At 68.8% G+C, this 16,902-nt stretch carries 16 protein-coding genes; 13 read left to right on the top strand and 3 right to left on the bottom strand.

Annotated features, from left to right (window positions below; genetic code table 11):
- Positions 1–58 precede the first annotated feature (58 nt).
- The 12 genes from FOZ70_RS21155 (at position 59) to FOZ70_RS21210 (ending at position 12,106) form a co-directional block, all read left to right on the top strand.
- A complete protein-coding gene (locus tag FOZ70_RS21155) occupies positions 59–457 on the top strand; it encodes an EF-hand domain-containing protein (RefSeq protein ID WP_219706637.1) in 399 nt (132 codons plus the stop codon).
- A 349-nt stretch (positions 458–806) separates the two neighbouring features.
- Complete coding sequence (locus FOZ70_RS21160) at positions 807–1,706, top strand: IclR family transcriptional regulator (RefSeq protein ID WP_021161879.1); 900 nt, start codon at positions 807–809, stop codon at positions 1,704–1,706.
- Entirely contained in the window at positions 1,703–2,728 is a 1,026-nt protein-coding gene (locus FOZ70_RS21165) for a 2-dehydro-3-deoxygalactonokinase (RefSeq protein ID WP_219706638.1), read from the top strand. Before FOZ70_RS21160 ends, FOZ70_RS21165 begins: the two co-directional genes overlap by 4 nt.
- A gap of 22 nt (positions 2,729–2,750) precedes the next feature.
- The gene (locus tag FOZ70_RS21170; protein ID WP_124590448.1) at positions 2,751–3,428 is read left to right on the top strand and encodes a 2-dehydro-3-deoxy-6-phosphogalactonate aldolase; all 678 of its coding nucleotides are present in this window, start codon (positions 2,751–2,753) and stop codon (positions 3,426–3,428) included.
- Positions 3,428–4,207 carry an SDR family oxidoreductase gene (locus FOZ70_RS21175; protein WP_042976654.1) on the top strand — a complete coding sequence of 260 codons (780 nt, stop codon included), beginning with the start codon at positions 3,428–3,430 and terminating at the stop codon, positions 4,205–4,207. Before FOZ70_RS21170 ends, FOZ70_RS21175 begins: the two co-directional genes overlap by 1 nt.
- Before the next feature lie 110 nt (positions 4,208–4,317).
- Positions 4,318–5,313 (top strand): arabinose ABC transporter substrate-binding protein, encoded by a 996-nt coding sequence (locus FOZ70_RS21180; RefSeq protein ID WP_027788415.1) that lies wholly within the window; start codon positions 4,318–4,320, stop codon positions 5,311–5,313.
- 68 nt (positions 5,314–5,381) lie between these two features.
- Complete coding sequence (araG, locus tag FOZ70_RS21185) at positions 5,382–6,893, top strand: L-arabinose ABC transporter ATP-binding protein AraG (RefSeq protein WP_219706639.1); 1,512 nt, start codon at positions 5,382–5,384, stop codon at positions 6,891–6,893.
- Between the two features lie 70 nt (positions 6,894–6,963).
- The gene (gene araH, locus FOZ70_RS21190) at positions 6,964–7,980 is read left to right on the top strand and encodes an L-arabinose ABC transporter permease AraH (RefSeq protein WP_048026113.1); all 1,017 of its coding nucleotides are present in this window, start codon (positions 6,964–6,966) and stop codon (positions 7,978–7,980) included.
- 29 nt (positions 7,981–8,009) lie between these two features.
- Complete coding sequence (locus tag FOZ70_RS21195) at positions 8,010–8,816, top strand: SDR family oxidoreductase (protein WP_021161872.1); 807 nt, start codon at positions 8,010–8,012, stop codon at positions 8,814–8,816.
- A gap of 49 nt (positions 8,817–8,865) precedes the next feature.
- Positions 8,866–9,927 (top strand): aldose 1-epimerase, encoded by a 1,062-nt coding sequence (locus FOZ70_RS21200; protein WP_048026117.1) that lies wholly within the window; start codon positions 8,866–8,868, stop codon positions 9,925–9,927.
- 39 nt (positions 9,928–9,966) lie between these two features.
- Complete coding sequence (gene pyrF / locus FOZ70_RS21205) at positions 9,967–10,794, top strand: orotidine-5'-phosphate decarboxylase (protein WP_021161870.1); 828 nt, start codon at positions 9,967–9,969, stop codon at positions 10,792–10,794.
- A 253-nt stretch (positions 10,795–11,047) separates the two neighbouring features.
- On the top strand, positions 11,048–12,106 hold the full coding sequence (locus FOZ70_RS21210; RefSeq protein ID WP_059623948.1) for a hypothetical protein: 1,059 nt from the start codon (positions 11,048–11,050) through the stop codon (positions 12,104–12,106).
- A gap of 36 nt (positions 12,107–12,142) precedes the next feature.
- Here FOZ70_RS21210 and FOZ70_RS21215 read toward each other — a convergent pair whose 3' ends face one another.
- The 3 genes from FOZ70_RS21215 to thiL are packed head-to-tail and all read right to left on the bottom strand — an operon-like array spanning position 12,143 to position 14,214.
- Positions 12,143–12,643, bottom strand: a complete 501-nt coding sequence (locus tag FOZ70_RS21215; RefSeq protein WP_021161868.1) for a CinA family protein — start codon at positions 12,641–12,643, stop codon at positions 12,143–12,145.
- Positions 12,644–12,674: 31 nt separating this feature from the next.
- Positions 12,675–13,226, bottom strand: a complete 552-nt coding sequence (locus tag FOZ70_RS21220; protein ID WP_059552721.1) for a phosphatidylglycerophosphatase A — start codon at positions 13,224–13,226, stop codon at positions 12,675–12,677.
- A complete protein-coding gene (gene thiL / locus FOZ70_RS21225; RefSeq protein ID WP_219706640.1) occupies positions 13,216–14,214 on the bottom strand; it encodes a thiamine-phosphate kinase in 999 nt (332 codons plus the stop codon). Before thiL ends, FOZ70_RS21220 begins: the two co-directional genes overlap by 11 nt.
- 134 nt (positions 14,215–14,348) lie before the next feature.
- Here thiL and FOZ70_RS21230 point away from each other — a divergent pair, with 134 nt between their 5' ends.
- The gene (locus FOZ70_RS21230) at positions 14,349–16,691 is read left to right on the top strand and encodes an NADP-dependent malic enzyme (protein ID WP_269150515.1); all 2,343 of its coding nucleotides are present in this window, start codon (positions 14,349–14,351) and stop codon (positions 16,689–16,691) included.
- Positions 16,692–16,902: the final 211 nt, after the last annotated feature.

Below are 16,902 nucleotides of genomic sequence, written 5' to 3' on the forward strand. Positions count from 1 at the left end.
GCGCCCGCGGTGGCGCCGCGCCGGCCGTCGACGACCTCATTCCAGACTGGAGCCTGATATGAAGAATCGTTTCATCGTCGTTGCCGCGGCGCTCGCATGTGTCAGCGCCGCAGCATCCGTATCCGCGTTCGCGCAGGCGAGCGACGCCGCCGCGCCGACGCGCGCGCGCCAGGCGCAGCTCGGCGATCCGTACGTGCCGCCGGCCGCGCGCAAGCCGACCGCCGGCACGCAGACGACGGGCGCCGCGCTGCATGCGCAGGTGGTGCGCAAGCTCGCGCGGCAGTTCAGCGCGGCCGACTCGCAGAACACGGGTTCGATCACCGAATCGCAGGCGCGCGCGGCCGGCCTCGGTTATGTCGCGAACCACTTCCGGCAGATCGACTCGAGCGGCAACGGCCGCGTGTCGTTCGCGGACGTACAGCGCTACATGCAGGCACGCAGCACGAGCCAGCAGTAAGCGCGGCGCGCGGTGAACCAACGGGGGCGGAACCTGCGACACGGCGGGTTCCGCCCCCGTGCACATGGCGCGGCCGTTACGGCGTGCCTGCCGCGGATTCCCGTCGAGTTCTCATTATCTGGGCAACGCATTCAAATATTGGAGACGAGTGCGTGCGCTCCTACAATCCGAAGCACATCGACAGCTTCGGACCCACGCATCGCGCGGCGCCCGACGCACACGGAGACACCTTCCATGAAGTTCGCAGGGCGCTTTATTCGGTGCATCGACCGCCGCCTCGCCGCGATGCCGGACGCAGTTCCGGCGTCGCGCGAACGGCTTCACCGGTTCCGTTGAAGAAGCCCGCCCCATGACCAAGATGCCCGACTCCCTTGCCCTCGACGCCCGGCGCGCGACGCCGGACGATGCGTCGCTGACCGACAGCATCGGCGCGACCAGCACGCCGCTCGATCTCGCTGCCCAGCAGGCCGGTACGCAGACGCTGCTGCGCGGTCTGGCGATCCTCGAGGCGATCGCGAACGGCGCGCGCGACATGCGCGCGATCGGCGCCGCACTCGGTACGACGCGCAGCACGACGCATCGCCTCGTCAGCAGCCTCGTGCAGGCGCGCTACCTGCGCCAGGTGCAGGGCGGCTACCTGCTCGGCCCGAAGCTGATCGAGCTCGGCACGATCGCGCTCGAGCAGATGCCGCTCACCGCGGTCGCGCGCCCGCATCTCGAAGCGCTCGCGGAAGCGACGCTCGACACGATCCATCTCGGCGTGCGCGACGGCGACGACGTGCTGTACATCGACAAGATTCCCGGTACGCGCGGCCTCGAGATGCGCTCGCGCGTGGGCCACCGGATGCCGCTTGCGTCGACCGGCATCGGCAAGGCGATGATGCTCGACCTCGATCCCGACCTGTGGCGCTCGCTGTTCGAGGCCGCACGGCGCGCGCTGGCCGGCGTCAACTTCAAACCCGACAACCGGCCCGAGACGAGCGCGTTCCTGCAGCGCATGGCCCATTACGCGGCCGGCGGCTATACGTTCGACCTCGAGGAGAACGAGGCGTCGATCCGCTGCGTGGCGGCGCCGATCCGTGACGCATCGGGCGCGGTCGTCGCGGCGGTGTCGGTGGCGAGCACGATTCCGTACATGCCGCACGACCGGATGGACGAACTGATTCCGCTCGTGCAGCGCGAAGCGCGAGCCATTTCCGCGGAACTGGGCTGGAGCCCGCCGCAGGGTACCCGCAGGATCAAACGATGACGACTTCGACCCGGCCCGTTCCGGATGCTACCTCCGCCACCCCGTCGCTGATCGCGCTCGACTGGGGCACGACCTCGCTGCGCGCGTATCTGTACGACGCGCACGGCGCGCTCATCGACACGCGCAGCCGCCCGGCGGGCGTCATGCATGTGCCGGGCGGCGGCGCGCGCGCGTTCGACGCGGTGTTCGAGGAAGCCTGCGGCGACTGGCTCGACCGCTCGCCCGGCCTGCCGGTGCTCGCCGCCGGGATGGTCGGCAGCGCGCAGGGCTGGCACGAGGCGCCGTATGTCGCGGTGCCGGCCGGCGCCGACGCGCTCGTCGCGGGTCTCATCACGGTGACGACCTCGCGCGGTGCGACGGTCTCGATCGTGCCGGGCGTGATCGCCACGGGCGAACTGCCCGACGTGATGCGCGGCGAAGAAACGCAGATAGTCGGCGCACTCGCGAGCGATCCCACGCTTGGCGCAGATCGTTCAGGGGTACTGATCGGCTTGCCGGGCACGCATGCGAAATGGGCGTGGGTGACGGACGGGCTGATCGAGCGGTTCCAGACCTTCATGACCGGCGAGCTGTTCGCGGTGCTGCGCGACCACACGATCCTCGGCCGCACGATGCGCGCCGGTGCGTCGCCCGATCGCGCGGCGTTCGTGCGCGGCGTATCGGTCGCGCGCCGCGCGCGGCACACGGGGCTGCTCGCGACGATTTTCAGCACGCGCACGCTCGGCCTGACCGACCGGCTCGCGCCCGATGCGCAGGGCGACTACCTGTCCGGCCTGCTGATCGGCCATGAGCTCAACGCGCTCGACGCGATGCTCGCGGAGCGCGGCATCGCGCTCGCGGACCAGCCGCTGCTGCTGATCGGCGACGACGGCCTGTGCGCGCGCTACGCCGATGCGCTCCAGGAATTCGGCCACCCGCACGCGCGAGTCGTCGCGCATGCGACCGAGCGCGGCCTGTGGCGGATCGCGTCACGCGCCGGGCTCGTGCGCGCGGACGGCGAGCCCGTCTGCGCCGACCAATGAACCGATTGCAGAGGAACCCCTGATGCCGTCCGACCTTACGTTACCCGCGCCGTACACGCCTCACGCCGCACTGATGCGCGCGTTCGACGCGTGTCCGCTGATTGCGATCCTGCGCGGGATCACGCCTGCCGAAGCGGCCGACCACGGCCGTGCACTGTACGAAGCCGGCTTCCGGATCGTCGAGGTGCCGCTCAATTCGCCGGACCCGTTCGGCAGCATCGCGGCGCTGCGGCGCGCGCTGCCCGACGACGTGATCGTCGGCGCGGGCACGGTGCTGCGCGCGGAGTACGTCGATCGCGTGCAGGATGCGGGCGGTTCACTGATCGTGATGCCGCACAGCGATGCGGCCGTGATCCGCCGCGCACGCGAGCGCGGCCTCGCGAGCGCGCCGGGTGTCGCGACGCCGACCGAAGCGTTCGCGGCGCTTTCGAACGGTGCGGACGTGCTGAAGATGTTCCCGGCCGAGCAGTTGGGCGTGATCGTCGTGAAGGCGTGGCGCGCGGTGATCGACCGCGCGGTGCCGCTGATCCCGGTCGGCGGGATCGCACCCGACAACATGCAGCCGTTCCTCGCGGCCGGCGCGAACGGCTTCGGGCTCGGTTCGGCGCTGTACCGGCCCGGCCAGCCGGCCGACGAGACAGCCGCGAACGCGCGTGCGTTCCAGGCCGGCCTGCGCGCGGCGCGCGGCGGAGCCGCATGATGGGCCGCCTCGCGGACAAGGTCGCGATGGTGACGGGCGCGGGCCGAGGCATCGGCGCCGCGATCGCCCGCGCGTTCGTTCGCGAGGGCGCGGCCGTCGCGCTCGTCGATCTCGACCTCCCGCAGGCGCAGCGCACGGCCGCCGGAATTGCACACGACATCGCCGGCGCGCGCGTCCTGGCGCTGCAGGCGGATGTCGCGCGCCAAGATGCGGTGCGCGATGCCGTGGCGCGCACCGAGGCGGCGTTCGGCCCGCTCGACGTGCTGGTGAACAACGCGGGCATCAACGTGTTCGCCGATCCGCTGACGATGACCGACGACGACTGGCGCCGCTGCTTCGCGGTCGACCTCGACGGCGTGTGGCACGGCTGCCGGGCGGCGCTGGAAGGGATGGTCGAACGCGGTCGCGGCAGCATCGTGAACATCGCGTCGACGCATGCATTCAGGATCATCCCGGGCTGCTTTCCGTACCCGGTCGCGAAGCATGGCGTGCTCGGTCTCACGCGTGCGCTCGGCATCGAATACGCGGCGCGCAACGTGCGCGTGAACGCGATCGCGCCGGGCTACATCGAGACGCAGCTCACGCGCGACTGGTGGGACGCGCAGCCGGATCCGGCCGCCGCGCGCGCCGACACGCTCGCGCTGCAGCCGATGAAGCGGATCGGCCGGCCCGAGGAGGTCGCGATGACGGCCGTGTTCCTGGCGTCCGACGAGGCGCCGTTCATCAATGCCGCATGCATCACCGTCGACGGCGGGCGCGCGGCGCTGTACCACGACTGACACGATTGACGTAGCGATTCGAAAGACCGCACGTGCGACGGCCGCGCGCACGCTGCGTCGAAACCAACAAGCGGCTGCATCCCGTTCGATGAAGAAAGGAGACACTGGAGATGAAACGCAGAACGTTCGTAACGCTGGCCGCTGCAGCTGCGGTGGTGATCGGGAGCCCGGTTGCGCACGCGGCCGATCCGGTCAAGATCGGCTTCCTGGTGAAGCAGCCGGAAGAGCCGTGGTTCCAGGACGAGTGGAAGTTCGCCGAGATGGCGGCGAAGGCGAAAGGCTTCACGCTCGTGAAGATCGGTGCGCCGTCCGGCGAAAAGGTGATGAGCGCGATCGACAACCTGTCGGCGCAGAAGGCGCAGGGCTTCATCATCTGCACGCCCGACGTGAAGCTCGGGCCGGGCATCGTCGCGAAGGCGAAGTCGCACAACCTGAAGATGATGACGGTCGACGACCGCCTCGTCGATGGCGCGGGCAAGCCGATCGAGTCAGTGCCGCACATGGGGATCTCCGCGTACAACATCGGCAAGCAGGTCGGCGACGGCATCGCGGCCGAGATCAAGAAGCGCGGCTGGGACATGAAGGATGTCGGTGCGATCGACATCACCTACGAGCAGCTGCCGACCGCGCACGACCGCACGAGCGGCGCGACCGACGCGCTGGTGGCCGCCGGCTTCCCGAAGGCGAACGTGATCGCCGCGCCGCAGGCGAAGACCGACACGGAGAACGCGTTCAACGCGGCGAACATCGCGCTCACGAAGAACCCGCAGTTCAAGCACTGGGTGGCGTACGGCCTGAACGACGAGGCCGTGCTCGGCGCGGTGCGCGCGGCCGAAGGGCGCGGCTTCAAGGCCGACAACATGATCGGCATCGGCATCGGCGGCTCCGATTCGGCGCTGAACGAGTTCAAGAAGCCGCAGCCGACGGGCTTCTACGGCACCGTGATCATCAGCCCGAAGCGCCACGGCGAGGAAACCTCGGACCTGATGTACGCGTGGATCACGCAGGGCAAGGCACCGCCGGCGCTGACGCTGACGACGGGCATGCTCGCGACGCGCGACAACGTGTCGAAGGTGCGCGACGAGATGGGGCTCGCGTCGAAGTAAGCGGCCCGCCGGCCGCCGCGGCGATGCGGCGGCCGGCGGTCGATCGATTCCGGAAGTGGAGAGGCGACGTGTCAGCGGCACTGCGTTTTGACAATATCGGCAAGGTATTTCCCGGCGTGCGCGCACTCGACGGCATCTCGTTCGACGTGCATGCGGGCGAGGTGCATGGCCTGATGGGCGAGAACGGCGCGGGCAAGTCGACGCTGCTGAAGATTCTCGGCGGCGAATACCAGCCCGATGCGGGCAGCGTGCTGGTCGACGGCCAGCCTGTGCAGTTCGCGAATGCGGCCGCGTCGATCGCGGCCGGCATCGCGGTGATTCACCAGGAGCTGCAGTACGTGCCCGACCTGACGGTCTCGGAAAACCTGCTGCTCGGCCGCCTGCCGAATGCGTTCGGCTGGGTGAGGAAGCGCGAGGCGAAGCGCTACGTGCGCGAGCGGCTCGCGGCGATGGGTGTCGATCTCGATCCCGATGCGAAGCTCGGGCGGCTGTCGATCGCGCAGCGGCAGATGGTCGAGATCTGCAAGGCGCTGATGCGCAATGCGCGCGTGATCGCGCTCGACGAACCGACCAGTTCGCTGTCGCATCGCGAGACCGAGGTGCTGTTCAAGCTCGTCGACGACCTGCGCGCGCAGGGCCGCGCGCTGATCTACATCTCGCACCGGATGGACGAGATCTACCGGCTCTGCAACGCGTGCACGATCTTCCGCGACGGGCGCAAGATCGCGTCGCACGAATCGCTCGCCGACGTGCCGCGCGAACGGCTCGTTGCCGAGATGGTCGGGCGCGAGATTTCGGACATCTACCATTACGCGCCGCGCGCGCTCGGCGACGTGCGGTTCTCCGCCGAAGGCGTCGACGGCCATGCGCTGCGCGAACCCGCGAGCTTCTCGGTGCGCGCGGGCGAGATCGTCGGCTTCTTCGGGCTGGTCGGCGCGGGCCGCAGCGAGCTGATGCGGCTCGTGTACGGCGCGGATCACCGGCGCGCGGGCGTGCTGACGCTCGACGGCGCGCGCATCGACGTGAAGCGCACCGGCGACGCGATCCGCCACGGCATCGTGCTGTGCCCCGAGGACCGCAAGGAAGAAGGGATCATCGCGATCGCGTCGGTGGCGGAGAACATCAACATCAGCTGCCGCCGCCATTCGCTGCGCGCGGGGCTGTTCATCAACCGCAAGGCCGAAAGCGAAACCGCCGACCGCTTCATCCAGCGGCTCAAGATCAAGACGCCGAACCGGCGCCAGAAGATCCGCTTCCTGTCGGGCGGCAACCAGCAGAAGGCGATCCTGTCGCGCTGGCTCGCGGAGCCCGACCTGAAGGTCGTGATTCTCGACGAACCGACGCGCGGCATCGACGTCGGCGCGAAGCACGAGATCTACGACGTGATCTACCGGCTCGCGGAGCGCGGCTGCGCGATCGTGATGGTGTCGTCGGAGCTGCCGGAAGTGCTCGGCGTGTCCGATCGCATCGTCGTGATGCGCGAAGGCCGGATCGCGGGCGAGCTGCCGCGCGAACGGGCGAACGAACACGCGGTGCTGAGTCTCGCGCTGCCGCAGACGAGCGCGGTCGAGGCGGCCTGACGTAGGCCCCGACATTCGAATCGAACACGCGCGGCACGGGCCGCGCGATGCAGGAGCAGGAGACACAATCATGCAAGTCAACGAAAACCTCGGCAGCGCCGCCGTGAAGCCCACGGCCGACGCGCTGGTGCCGCAGCAGAGCGACCGCCAGAAGTGGTGGCAGCACCTGACCGAATACAGCCTGATCGCGATCTTCGCGGTGATGTTCATCACGATGTCGCTGACGGTCGATCACTTCTTCTCGATCGACAACATGCTCGGCCTCGCGCTGTCGATCTCGCAGATCGGCATGGTCGCGTGCACGATGATGTTCTGTCTCGCGTCGCGCGACTTCGACCTGTCGATCGGTTCGACCGTCGCGTTCTCCGGCGTGCTGTGCGCGATGGTGCTGAACGCGACCGACAACACGTTCGTCGCGATCGTCGCCGCGGTCGCGGCCGGCGCCGCGATCGGCTTCGTGAACGGCGCGGTGATCGCGTACCTGCGCATCAACGCGCTGATCACGACGCTCGCGACGATGGAGATCGTGCGCGGGCTCGGCTTCATCGTGTCGAAGGGGCAGGCGGTTGGCGTGTCGTCGGATACGTTCATCGCGCTCGGCGGGCTCACGCTGTTCGGCGTGTCGCTGCCGATCTGGGTCACGCTGCTGTGCTTCATCGCGTTCGGCGTGCTGCTGAACCAGACCGTGTACGGCCGCAACACGCTCGCGATCGGCGGCAACCCCGAGGCGTCGCGTCTCGCGGGGATCAACGTCGAACGCACGCGCGTGTACATCTTCCTGATCCAGGGCGCGGTAACGGCGCTCGCGGGCGTGATCCTCGCGTCGCGCATCACGTCGGGCCAGCCGAACGCCGCGCAGGGTTTCGAGCTGAACGTGATCTCCGCGTGCGTGCTCGGCGGCGTGTCGCTGATGGGCGGCCGCGCGACGATCTCCGGCGTCGTGATCGGCGTGCTGATCATGGGCACGGTCGAGAACGTGATGAACCTGCTGAACATCGACGCGTTCTACCAGTACCTCGTGCGCGGCGCGATCCTGCTCGCGGCCGTGCTGCTCGACCAGCTGAAGAACCGCGGCGTTCGCGACTGACCCGGCCTGCCCTGACGGAGACGAACCGCATGACCATCGACACTTCCGCGCACGACGCGCACACCACGAGCCACGCGCGCTATGCACGGTACCCGAGCCTGGAGGATCGCGCGGTGCTGATCACGGGCGGCGCGACCGGCATCGGCGCGGCGTTCGTCGAACACTTCGCGTTGCAGGGCGCACGCGTCGCGTTCGTCGACCTCGACGCGGCGGCCGGCGCCGCGCTGGCGGACAGCCTCGCGCACGTACGCCATGCGCCGCTGTTCATCCAGTGCGACCTGACCGACGTCGGCGCGCTGCGCCATGCGATCGACGCGATCCGCGCGCGCATCGGCGCGATCGCGGTGCTCGTGAACAACGCGGCGAACGACGCGCGCCACGCGATCGGCGACGTGACGCCCGAATCGTTCGACGCGGGCATCGCGGTGAACCTGCGTCACCAGTTCTTCGCCGCGCAGGCGGTGATCGACGACATGAAGCAGCAGGGCGGCGGCGCGATCATCAATCTCGGCTCGATCAGCTGGATGCTGAAGAACGGCGGTTATCCCGTCTACGTGATGGCGAAGGCGGCCGTGCAGGGGCTGACGCGCGGTCTCGCGCGCGACCTCGGCCCGTTCGGCATCCGCGTGAATTCGCTGGTGCCGGGCTGGGTGATGACCGACAAGCAGCGCCGGCTGTGGCTCGACGACGCGGGCCGCGCGGCGATCAAGGCCGGCCAGTGCATCGACGCCGAACTGCTGCCCGCCGATCTCGCGCGGATGGCACTGTTCCTCGCGGCCGACGACAGCCGGATGATCACCGCGCAGGACGTGATCGTCGACGGCGGCTGGGCCTGACCGTTCGCACGACCCGCATCGTTTCTTCGACGAAGGAAAGGAGTTCATCATGACCGCCACGTCCTCGCGCGCATCGTCGTCCACCAGCCAGTCGCGCCGCGCGCGCCTGGCCGCCGCCGCGCAGCCGGTCAGCCCCGGCCCGCAGACGGCCGCCTTCGCGCAGGGCGTCGGCGCCGCGCATGCGGCGGCCGTCACGCTGTCGAACGCGGCGCTGCGGCTCGACGTGCTGCCGCATCTCGGCGGCGGCATCGCGCGCTTCGACTGGCGCGGCGACAACGGCGCGTTGGTGCCGGTGTTCCGCCGCTGCGAGCACCCGGAGACGGCGACGGACCCGAACCAGCTCGCGTGCTACCCGCTGCTGCCTTACTCGAACCGCATCGGCGGCGCGCGTTTCGAATGCGACGGGCGCAGCGTCGCGGTGCCGCGCAACCGCCGCGACGAGCCGTTGCCGATCCACGGCGACGGCTGGCTCGCGCCATGGCAGGTGGACGATGCGACCGCCACGTCGCTGCAGCTGTCGCTCGATCGCACCGCCGGTGCGCCGTATGCGTTCCGCGCGATCCAGTCGTTCGAGCTCGACGATACGACGCTGTCGATCGCGCTGACGATCGAGAATGCGGGGCGCGCGCGATTGCCGTTCGGGCTCGGCGTGCATCCGTTCCTGGTACGCGACGACGTGACCGAGCTGGCCGCGGCCGCCGGCGGGCTGTGGCTGTCGGGCGCCGATTTCCTGCCGGTGCGGCACGTGAGCGTGCCGCCGGCCTGGCAGTTCGGCGTCGCGTATCCGCTGCCGGCCACGCTCGTCAATCACGCATTCACCGGCTGGGGCGGCCACGCGACGGTGAGCTGGCCGCGCCGCGGACTGTCGCTGACGGTGGCGGCCGACGCCGATGCGTACGTGCTCTATACCCCGCCCGGCGAGGATTTCTTCTGCTTCGAGCCGGTCGATCATCCGATCAACGCGGTGAACCTGCCGGGCGGCGCGGCCGCGCACGGGATGACGCTGCTCGCGCCCGGCGAGCGGCTCACGCGGCGGTTCGCGTTCACCGTGGAACGCGCCGATGCGCGCGGCAACGGCGCGACACGCGAGGCGCGCCGGCGACGCGGGTAAAATACGCGGTCTACCAACGGTTTGCCGCGAGTACCCGCCATGTCTTCCCCGCTTAGTTTCATCGAATCGCTGCGCGCCGCGTGGCAGCGCACGAATTCGCTGCTGTGCGTCGGCCTCGATCCCGAGCCGTCGCGCTTTCCCGTGCAGTTCGACGGCCAGCCCGACGCGATCTTCGAATTCTGCCGGCAGATCGTCGACGCGACCGCGCAATACGCGAGCGCGTTCAAGCCGCAGATCGCCTACTTCGCCGCGCATCGCGCGGAAGACCAGCTCGAGCGCCTGATCGCGCACATCCACCTCCAGCACCCGGGCCTGCCCGTGATCCTCGACGCGAAGCGCGGCGACATCGGCAGCACGGCCGAGCAGTACGCGCGCGAAGCGTTCGAGCGCTATCGCGCGGACGCCGTCACGGTGAACCCGTACATGGGTTACGACTCGGTCGAGCCGTACTTCGAGCACGAAGGCAAGGGTGTGATCGTGCTGTGCCGCACGTCGAACCCGGGCGGCTCCGACCTGCAGTTCCTCGACACGAACGGCCGGCCGCTGTACCAGGTCGTGGCCGATCTCGCGGCGAACAAGTGGAACGCGAAGAACGGCCAGCTCGGCCTCGTGGTCGGCGCGACGTTCCCGAAGGAAATCGAGATCGTGCGCGGGATCGTCGGCGACATGCCGCTGCTGATCCCCGGCATCGGCGCGCAGGGCGGCGACGTGCAGGCGACCGTCAACGCAGGCCGCACGGCCGACGGCACCGGCATGATGATCAACTCGTCGCGCGCGATCCTGTACGCGAGCAAGGGCGAGGATTTCGCCGAAGCCGCGGCGCTCGCCGCGCAGAAGACCCGCGACACGATCAACGCGCATCGCTGATCGAGGCTCGCGCCGGCTGCCCGCGCGGGCAGCCGGTTCCGGCAGGCCCGCGTTCGCGGGCCCGTGCCGCTTCCACCGCGTTTTCCGCTTTAACGCCTCCGTTTCCCGCCTCCGTTTCCCGTCTTCCCGGCCGCCGCACTGACGCGCACGGGCAACTTCCCGTCGTTTCCGCACCGCATGCCCGCGCGCCAATCGCGCGATGCTCCGCTTGTCATCGATCTGTAACGAAACTGTCAAGAAAGGGAGTGATGCCATGCCCAAGCTGTCCCGACGTCTTCTGAGCGCGCTTGCCGCGTCGTTGTGCATGAGCTTCGCCCACGCGGCGGACCTGTCGCACTGGCCGGCCGACAGCGCGAAGGCGTTGAACGCGATGATCGCCGCGCACGCGCATCGCGGCGACTACGCGGTGTTCGACGCCGACAACACGACCTACCGCTACGACCTCGAGGAGTCGCTGCTGCCGTACCTCGAGAACCGCGGCGTGCTGACGCGCGACACGCTCGACCCGTCGCTGAAGCTGATCCCGTTCAAGGATTCCACCGACTACAAGGAGTCGCTGACGAGCTATTACTACCGGCTCTGCGAGATCGACGACCTGGTCTGCTACCCGTGGATCGCGCAGGCGTTCGCCGGGCAGTCGCTGGCCGACCTGAAGCGCCACGTCGACGCGATGCTCGCCGACGGCAAGCCGATCCCGATCCGCTACTGGCAGGGCGACAAGGTGGCCGACGGCACGGTGAACCCGCCGCGTTTCTTCCGCGGGATGCAGGAGCTGTACAACGCGCTGCGCGAGAACGGGATCGAGGTCTACGTGATGACGGCCGCGCACGAGGAGCTCGCGCGGCTCGTGCTGTCCGACCCGAAGTACGGCTACAACGTGAAGCCGCAGAACGTGATCGGCGTGACGACGTTGCTGCGCAACCCGGCGACCGGCGCGCTCACGACGTCCCGGTTGCAGATCAAGGCCGGCAAGTACGACGAGGCCGCGAACCGCAGCCTCGTGATCACGCCGTTCCTGATGAACCCGATGACGTGGTACGAAGGCAAGCTCGGCTCGATCGTCGGCTGGATCGACCAGTGGAAGAAGCCGGTGCTCGTCGCGGGCGACACGCCGACGTCCGACGGCTACATGCTGCTGAACGCGACCGACGTCGCGCGCGGCGGCGTGCGCGTGTGGGTCAACAAGAAGGACAAGCAGATGGCGCAGATCCGCGCATGGTCGGATGAATCGGCCGCGCGGCAGAAGTCGCTCGGCCTGCCGGTCACGGCGGACAAGAACTGGATCGTCGTGAAGCCCGACGCGATCCAGTGAGCGGGCCGGCCGGGGCGCGGCGGGCACCCCGGCCGGTCAGCCCTCGCGCTCGTCGAGCAGCTTCAGCAGCCCGCGCAGGGCATGCGCGGCCGCCTGCGTGCGGATCTGATCGCGGTCGCCCTTGAACACGAGCGTCTCGACGTCGGTATGCAGCCGGTTGCTCCAGCCGAACGACACGGTGCCGACCGGTTTCTTCTCGCTGCCGCCGGCCGGGCCCGCGATGCCGGTGACGGACAGCGCGACCTGCGCGCGGCTGTTGCGCAGCGCGCCTTCGGCCATCGCGCGTGCGACGGGCTCGCTGACGGCGCCGTGCTTGTCGATCAGGTCGGGCGGCACGCCGATCATGTCGATCTTGGCCTGGTTCGAGTACGTGACGAAGCCGCGCTCGAACCACTGGCTGCTGCCGGAGATGTCGGTGATCGCGGTTGCGATCATGCCGCCGGTGCAGGATTCGGCGGTGGCGAGCGTCAGGTGCTCGTCACGCAGCTTGTTGCCTGCGCGGATCGCAAGCTGGTGGACGACGGAATCGGTTGGCATGCGCGTCGGGAAACGGGAGTCGGGAAATCGGTCAGCCGACGACGGAGCGCCATAGGGCGATCACGAGCAGCGTCATGAACGCTGCGACCAGGTCGTCGACCATGATGCCGAGGCCGCCTTTCAGGCGGCGCTCGAAATAGCGGACCGGCGGCGGCTTGAGCATGTCGAAGATGCGGAACGCGACGAACGCCCATAACTGGCCGATGAAGGTCGCGGGCGTGACGAACAGCATCACGAGCCAGATCGCGACGATTTCGTCCCAGACGACGGCGCCCGGATCGGACCTGCCCATCTTTCTCGCGGTGAAACCGGTGAGCCACGTGCCCGCCACGAAGCCGACCGCGATCAGCGCCCACCATTCGGGCACCGTCAGGTAGCGGTTGAGCACGACGAACGTGAGCCAGCCGAACAGCGAGCCGAACGTGCCGGGCATGAGCGGCGCGAGCCCGCTGCCGAAGCCGAGCGACACGAGGTGCGCGGGGTGCGACAGCATGAAGCGCGCGGTCGCGCGCTGCGGCGCGTGTCCGCCCGGTGCGGCGCCGGGCTCGGCCGCGGCGTGCGCGGGCGTCGGGTCAGTCTGCATGGAAGTGGTCGAAGCCGTGCAACGTGAGGGCGAGGGGCGCGCCGGCGGCGTCGCGCCACGCGATCGCGGGCTGTTCCGACGGCGCGGACAACGCGCGTATTGTACCGATTCGCGTGACCGGCACACCGGCCGTCAGGCCGGCCGTTTCGACCGCCGCGCGGGCCGCCGCCGGCGCGGTGAAGCACAGTTCGTAGTCGTCGCCGCCGGCCAGCGTGCAGCGTCGCTGCACGTCGGGCGGCAGCGTCGCGAGCGCCGCCGAGTGTGGCACCGCGTCGGCATCGATCTCGGCGCACACGTGCGAGCGGGAAAGGATGTGCTGCAGGTCGCCGGCGAGGCCGTCCGAGATGTCGAGCGCCGCGTGCGCGACGCCCGCGAGCGCCAGGCCGAGCGCGATGCGCGGCTCGGGGCGCTCGAGCGCACGCCGGAACGCAGCGGCTTCGGCCGCGCCGGCTGCCCATTCGCCGCGCGCGACGCCGAGGCCGGCGCGCGCATCGCCGAGCGTGCCGGACACCCAGACGTCGTCGCCGTCGCGCGCGGCATCGCGCCGCAGTGCGGCGTCGGGCGCGACTTCGCCGAATACGGTGACGCACAGGTTCAGCGGGCCGCTCGTGGTGTCGCCGCCGATCAGCTCGCAGCCGTAGCGCTCGGCGAGCGCGAACAGCCCATTGCTGAATGCTTCCAGCCACGCCGCGTCGGCACGCGGCAGCGCGCACGCGAGCGTGAAGGCACGCGGTTCGGCGCCCATCGCCGCGAGGTCGGACAGGTTGACCGCGAGCGTCTTGTGGCCGAGGGCGTCGGGCGCGACATCCGGAAAGAAGTGGCGGCCTTCCACCAGCATGTCCGTCGAAATGGCCAGCAATTTCCCGGATCGCGGTGTGATCAGCGCGCAATCGTCGCCGATGCCGAGCGTCGACGCGCGCGCGCCCTGCGCGGCGCGGCGCGTGAAGAAGCGTTCGATCAGTGAAAACTCGGAGAGGGCGGCTGGCACGGCGGGCGATCCGGAACGGTTGAAGGAACGGCATTGTACGAGGCGAACGGCGGCGCTTCTGCACCATCCGGACCATTTTTGTCGCGGCTGTTGCACCCGAATCGCCGGTCTGGCGGCCGATGATTGGCGCTACAATGCCGTCGAACAGTTATTCTAATCCGCCCGTCACGAGACACATGTCCACCCAATCCTCCTCCAAAGCCAAGCTCCGCGAAGCCGCCCTCGACTATCACGAATTCCCGACCCCCGGGAAGATCGCGATCGCCCCGACCAAGCAGATGATCAACCAGCGCGACCTCGCGCTCGCGTATTCGCCGGGTGTGGCGTACGCGTGCGAGGAGATCGTCGAGAATCCGCTCAACGCGGCACGCTTCACCGCGCGCAGCAACCTGGTCGGCGTCGTCACGAACGGCACGGCGGTGCTCGGTCTCGGCAACATCGGGCCGCTCGCGTCGAAGCCGGTGATGGAAGGCAAGGCGGTGCTGTTCAAGAAGTTCGCGGGCATCGACGTGTTCGACATCGAGCTGAACGAGTCGGATCCGCACAAGCTCGTCGACGTGATCGCCGCGCTGGAGCCGACCTTCGGCGGGATCAACCTGGAAGACATCAAGGCGCCTGACTGCTTCATCGTCGAGCGCGAGGCGCGCAAGCGGATGAAGATCCCGGTGTTCCACGACGACCAGCACGGCACCGCGATCGTCGTGGCCGCGGCCGTCACGAACGGGCTGAAGGTCGTCGGCAAGGACATCAAGAAGGTCAAGCTCGTCGCGTCCGGCGCGGGCGCGGCCGCGCTCGCGTGTCTCGACCTGCTGGTCGACATCGGCCTGCCGCTCGAGAACATCACGGTGACCGACCTGGCCGGTGTCGTCTACAAGGGCCGCACCGAGCTGATGGACCCGGACAAGGAGCGTTTCGCCCGCGAAACGGAAGCCCGGACGCTGGCCGAAGTGATCGACGGCGCGGACATCTTCCTCGGCCTGTCGGCTGCCGGCGTGCTGAAGCCGGAGATGGTGAAGGGCATGGCCGAGCGCCCGCTGATCCTCGCGCTCGCGAACCCGACGCCGGAAATCCTGCCGGAAGCGGCGCTCGAAGTGCGCCCCGACGCGATCCTCGCGACCGGCCGCACCGACTACCCGAACCAGGTCAACAACGTCCTGTGCTTCCCGTTCATCTTCCGTGGCGCACTCGACGTCGGCGCGACGACGATCACGCGTGAAATGGAGATCGCGGCCGTCAACGCGATCGCCGAACTCGCGCAGCACGAGCAGAGCGACATCGTCGCGACCGCATACGGCATCCAGGATCTGTCGTTCGGGCCCGAATACCTGATTCCGAAGCCGTTCGATCCGCGCCTGATCGTGAAGATCGCGCCGGCCGTCGCGCAGGCCGCGATGGACGGCGGCGTCGCGACGCGCCCGATCGAGGACATGGACGCGTACAAGCAGCACCTGCAGCAGTTCGTGTACCACAGCGGCACGACGATGAAGCCGATCTTCCAGATCGCGCGCGCCGCGCCGGAAGAGAAGAAGCGCGTTGTATTCGCGGAAGGCGAAGAAGAGCGCGTGTTGCGTGCCGTTCAGATCATCGTCGACGAAAAACTCGCGAAGCCGATCCTGATCGGCCGCCCGTCGGTGATCGAGCACCGTATCCAGCGCTATGGCCTGCGCCTGACGCCGGGCACCGATTTCACGGTCGTCAACACCGAGCACGACGAGCGCTACCGCGACTTCTGGCAGACGTACTACAAGATGATGGCGCGCAAGGGCATCAGCGAGCAGCTCGCGCGCGTCGAGATGCGCCGCCGCACGACGCTGATCGGCTCGATGCTGGTGAAGAAGGGCGAAGCGGACGGGATGATCTGCGGCACGATCAGCACCACGCACCGCCACCTGCACTTCATCGACCAGGTGATCGGCAAGCGCCCGGGCTGCAGCGTGTACGCGGCGATGAACGGCCTCGTGCTGCCGGGCCGCCAGATCTTCCTCGTCGACACGCACGTGAACGTCGATCCGACCCCGGAGGAACTGGCCGAGATCACGATCATGGCTGCGGAAGAAGTGCGCCGCTTCGGCATCGAGCCGAAGGTCGCGCTGGTGTCGCACTCGAATTTCGGTACGAGCAACGCACCTTCGGCGAAGAAGATGCGCGATACGCTCGCGATCCTGCAGGAACATGCACCGGAGCTGAAGGTCGACGGCGAGATGCACGGCGACGTCGCGCTCGACGCGGCGCTGCGCAAGGAAATCCTGCCGGAATCGACGCTGGAAGGCGAAGCGAACCTGCTGATCCTGCCGAACATCGACGCCGCGAACATCGCGTACAACCTGCTGAAGACGGCTGCGGGCAACAACATCGCGATCGGGCCGATCCTGCTGGGTGCCGCGCAGCCGGTGCACGTGCTGACCGAATCGGCGACCGTTCGTCGCATCGTCAACATGGCGGCGCTGCTGGTCGCCGACGTGAACGCCACGCGCTGAGCCAAAACGAACGCGCCAGGCCGGTCGAACCGGCGTGGCGCGTCGGGCGAAATTGTAAACAAAAGCAAAAAGAGGCGTGCCCGCAAAGGGCACGCCGCGGGCAGGGCGCAAACGCGCTTCCCTCAAGGCAACAGCAGCATCCCTCCACTCCTGGTAGCGAGCGCGGCAAGGAGGCAGGTCTTGCCATACGAGCGATGCCGCCTTTATTTTA

The sequence above is a fragment of the Burkholderia sp. COPS genome, from assembly GCF_019425585.1.
In the GTDB taxonomy this organism is placed as follows: Bacteria; Pseudomonadota; Gammaproteobacteria; order Burkholderiales; family Burkholderiaceae; genus Burkholderia; species Burkholderia cepacia.

What these genes read in the sequence shown, in the direction of transcription:
- FOZ70_RS21155 (WP_219706637.1), top strand. Translation starts at nt 59, where the DNA reads ATGAAGAATCGTTTCATCGTCGTTGCCGCGGCGCTCGCATGTGTCAGC.
- FOZ70_RS21160 (WP_021161879.1), top strand. Translation starts at nt 807, where the DNA reads ATGACCAAGATGCCCGACTCCCTTGCCCTCGACGCCCGGCGCGCGACG.
- FOZ70_RS21165 (WP_219706638.1), top strand. Translation starts at nt 1,703, where the DNA reads ATGACGACTTCGACCCGGCCCGTTCCGGATGCTACCTCCGCCACCCCG.
- FOZ70_RS21170 (WP_124590448.1), top strand. Translation starts at nt 2,751, where the DNA reads ATGCCGTCCGACCTTACGTTACCCGCGCCGTACACGCCTCACGCCGCA.
- FOZ70_RS21175 (WP_042976654.1), top strand. Translation starts at nt 3,428, where the DNA reads ATGGGCCGCCTCGCGGACAAGGTCGCGATGGTGACGGGCGCGGGCCGA.
- FOZ70_RS21180 (WP_027788415.1), top strand. Translation starts at nt 4,318, where the DNA reads ATGAAACGCAGAACGTTCGTAACGCTGGCCGCTGCAGCTGCGGTGGTG.
- araH (WP_048026113.1), top strand. Translation starts at nt 6,964, where the DNA reads ATGCAAGTCAACGAAAACCTCGGCAGCGCCGCCGTGAAGCCCACGGCC.
- FOZ70_RS21195 (WP_021161872.1), top strand. Translation starts at nt 8,010, where the DNA reads ATGACCATCGACACTTCCGCGCACGACGCGCACACCACGAGCCACGCG.
- FOZ70_RS21200 (WP_048026117.1), top strand. Translation starts at nt 8,866, where the DNA reads ATGACCGCCACGTCCTCGCGCGCATCGTCGTCCACCAGCCAGTCGCGC.
- pyrF (WP_021161870.1), top strand. Translation starts at nt 9,967, where the DNA reads ATGTCTTCCCCGCTTAGTTTCATCGAATCGCTGCGCGCCGCGTGGCAG.
- FOZ70_RS21210 (WP_059623948.1), top strand. Translation starts at nt 11,048, where the DNA reads ATGCCCAAGCTGTCCCGACGTCTTCTGAGCGCGCTTGCCGCGTCGTTG.
- FOZ70_RS21215 (WP_021161868.1), bottom strand. Translation starts at nt 12,643, where the DNA reads ATGCCAACCGATTCCGTCGTCCACCAGCTTGCGATCCGCGCAGGCAAC.
- FOZ70_RS21220 (WP_059552721.1), bottom strand. Translation starts at nt 13,226, where the DNA reads ATGCAGACTGACCCGACGCCCGCGCACGCCGCGGCCGAGCCCGGCGCC.
- FOZ70_RS21230 (WP_269150515.1), top strand. Translation starts at nt 14,349, where the DNA reads ATGCCGTCGAACAGTTATTCTAATCCGCCCGTCACGAGACACATGTCC.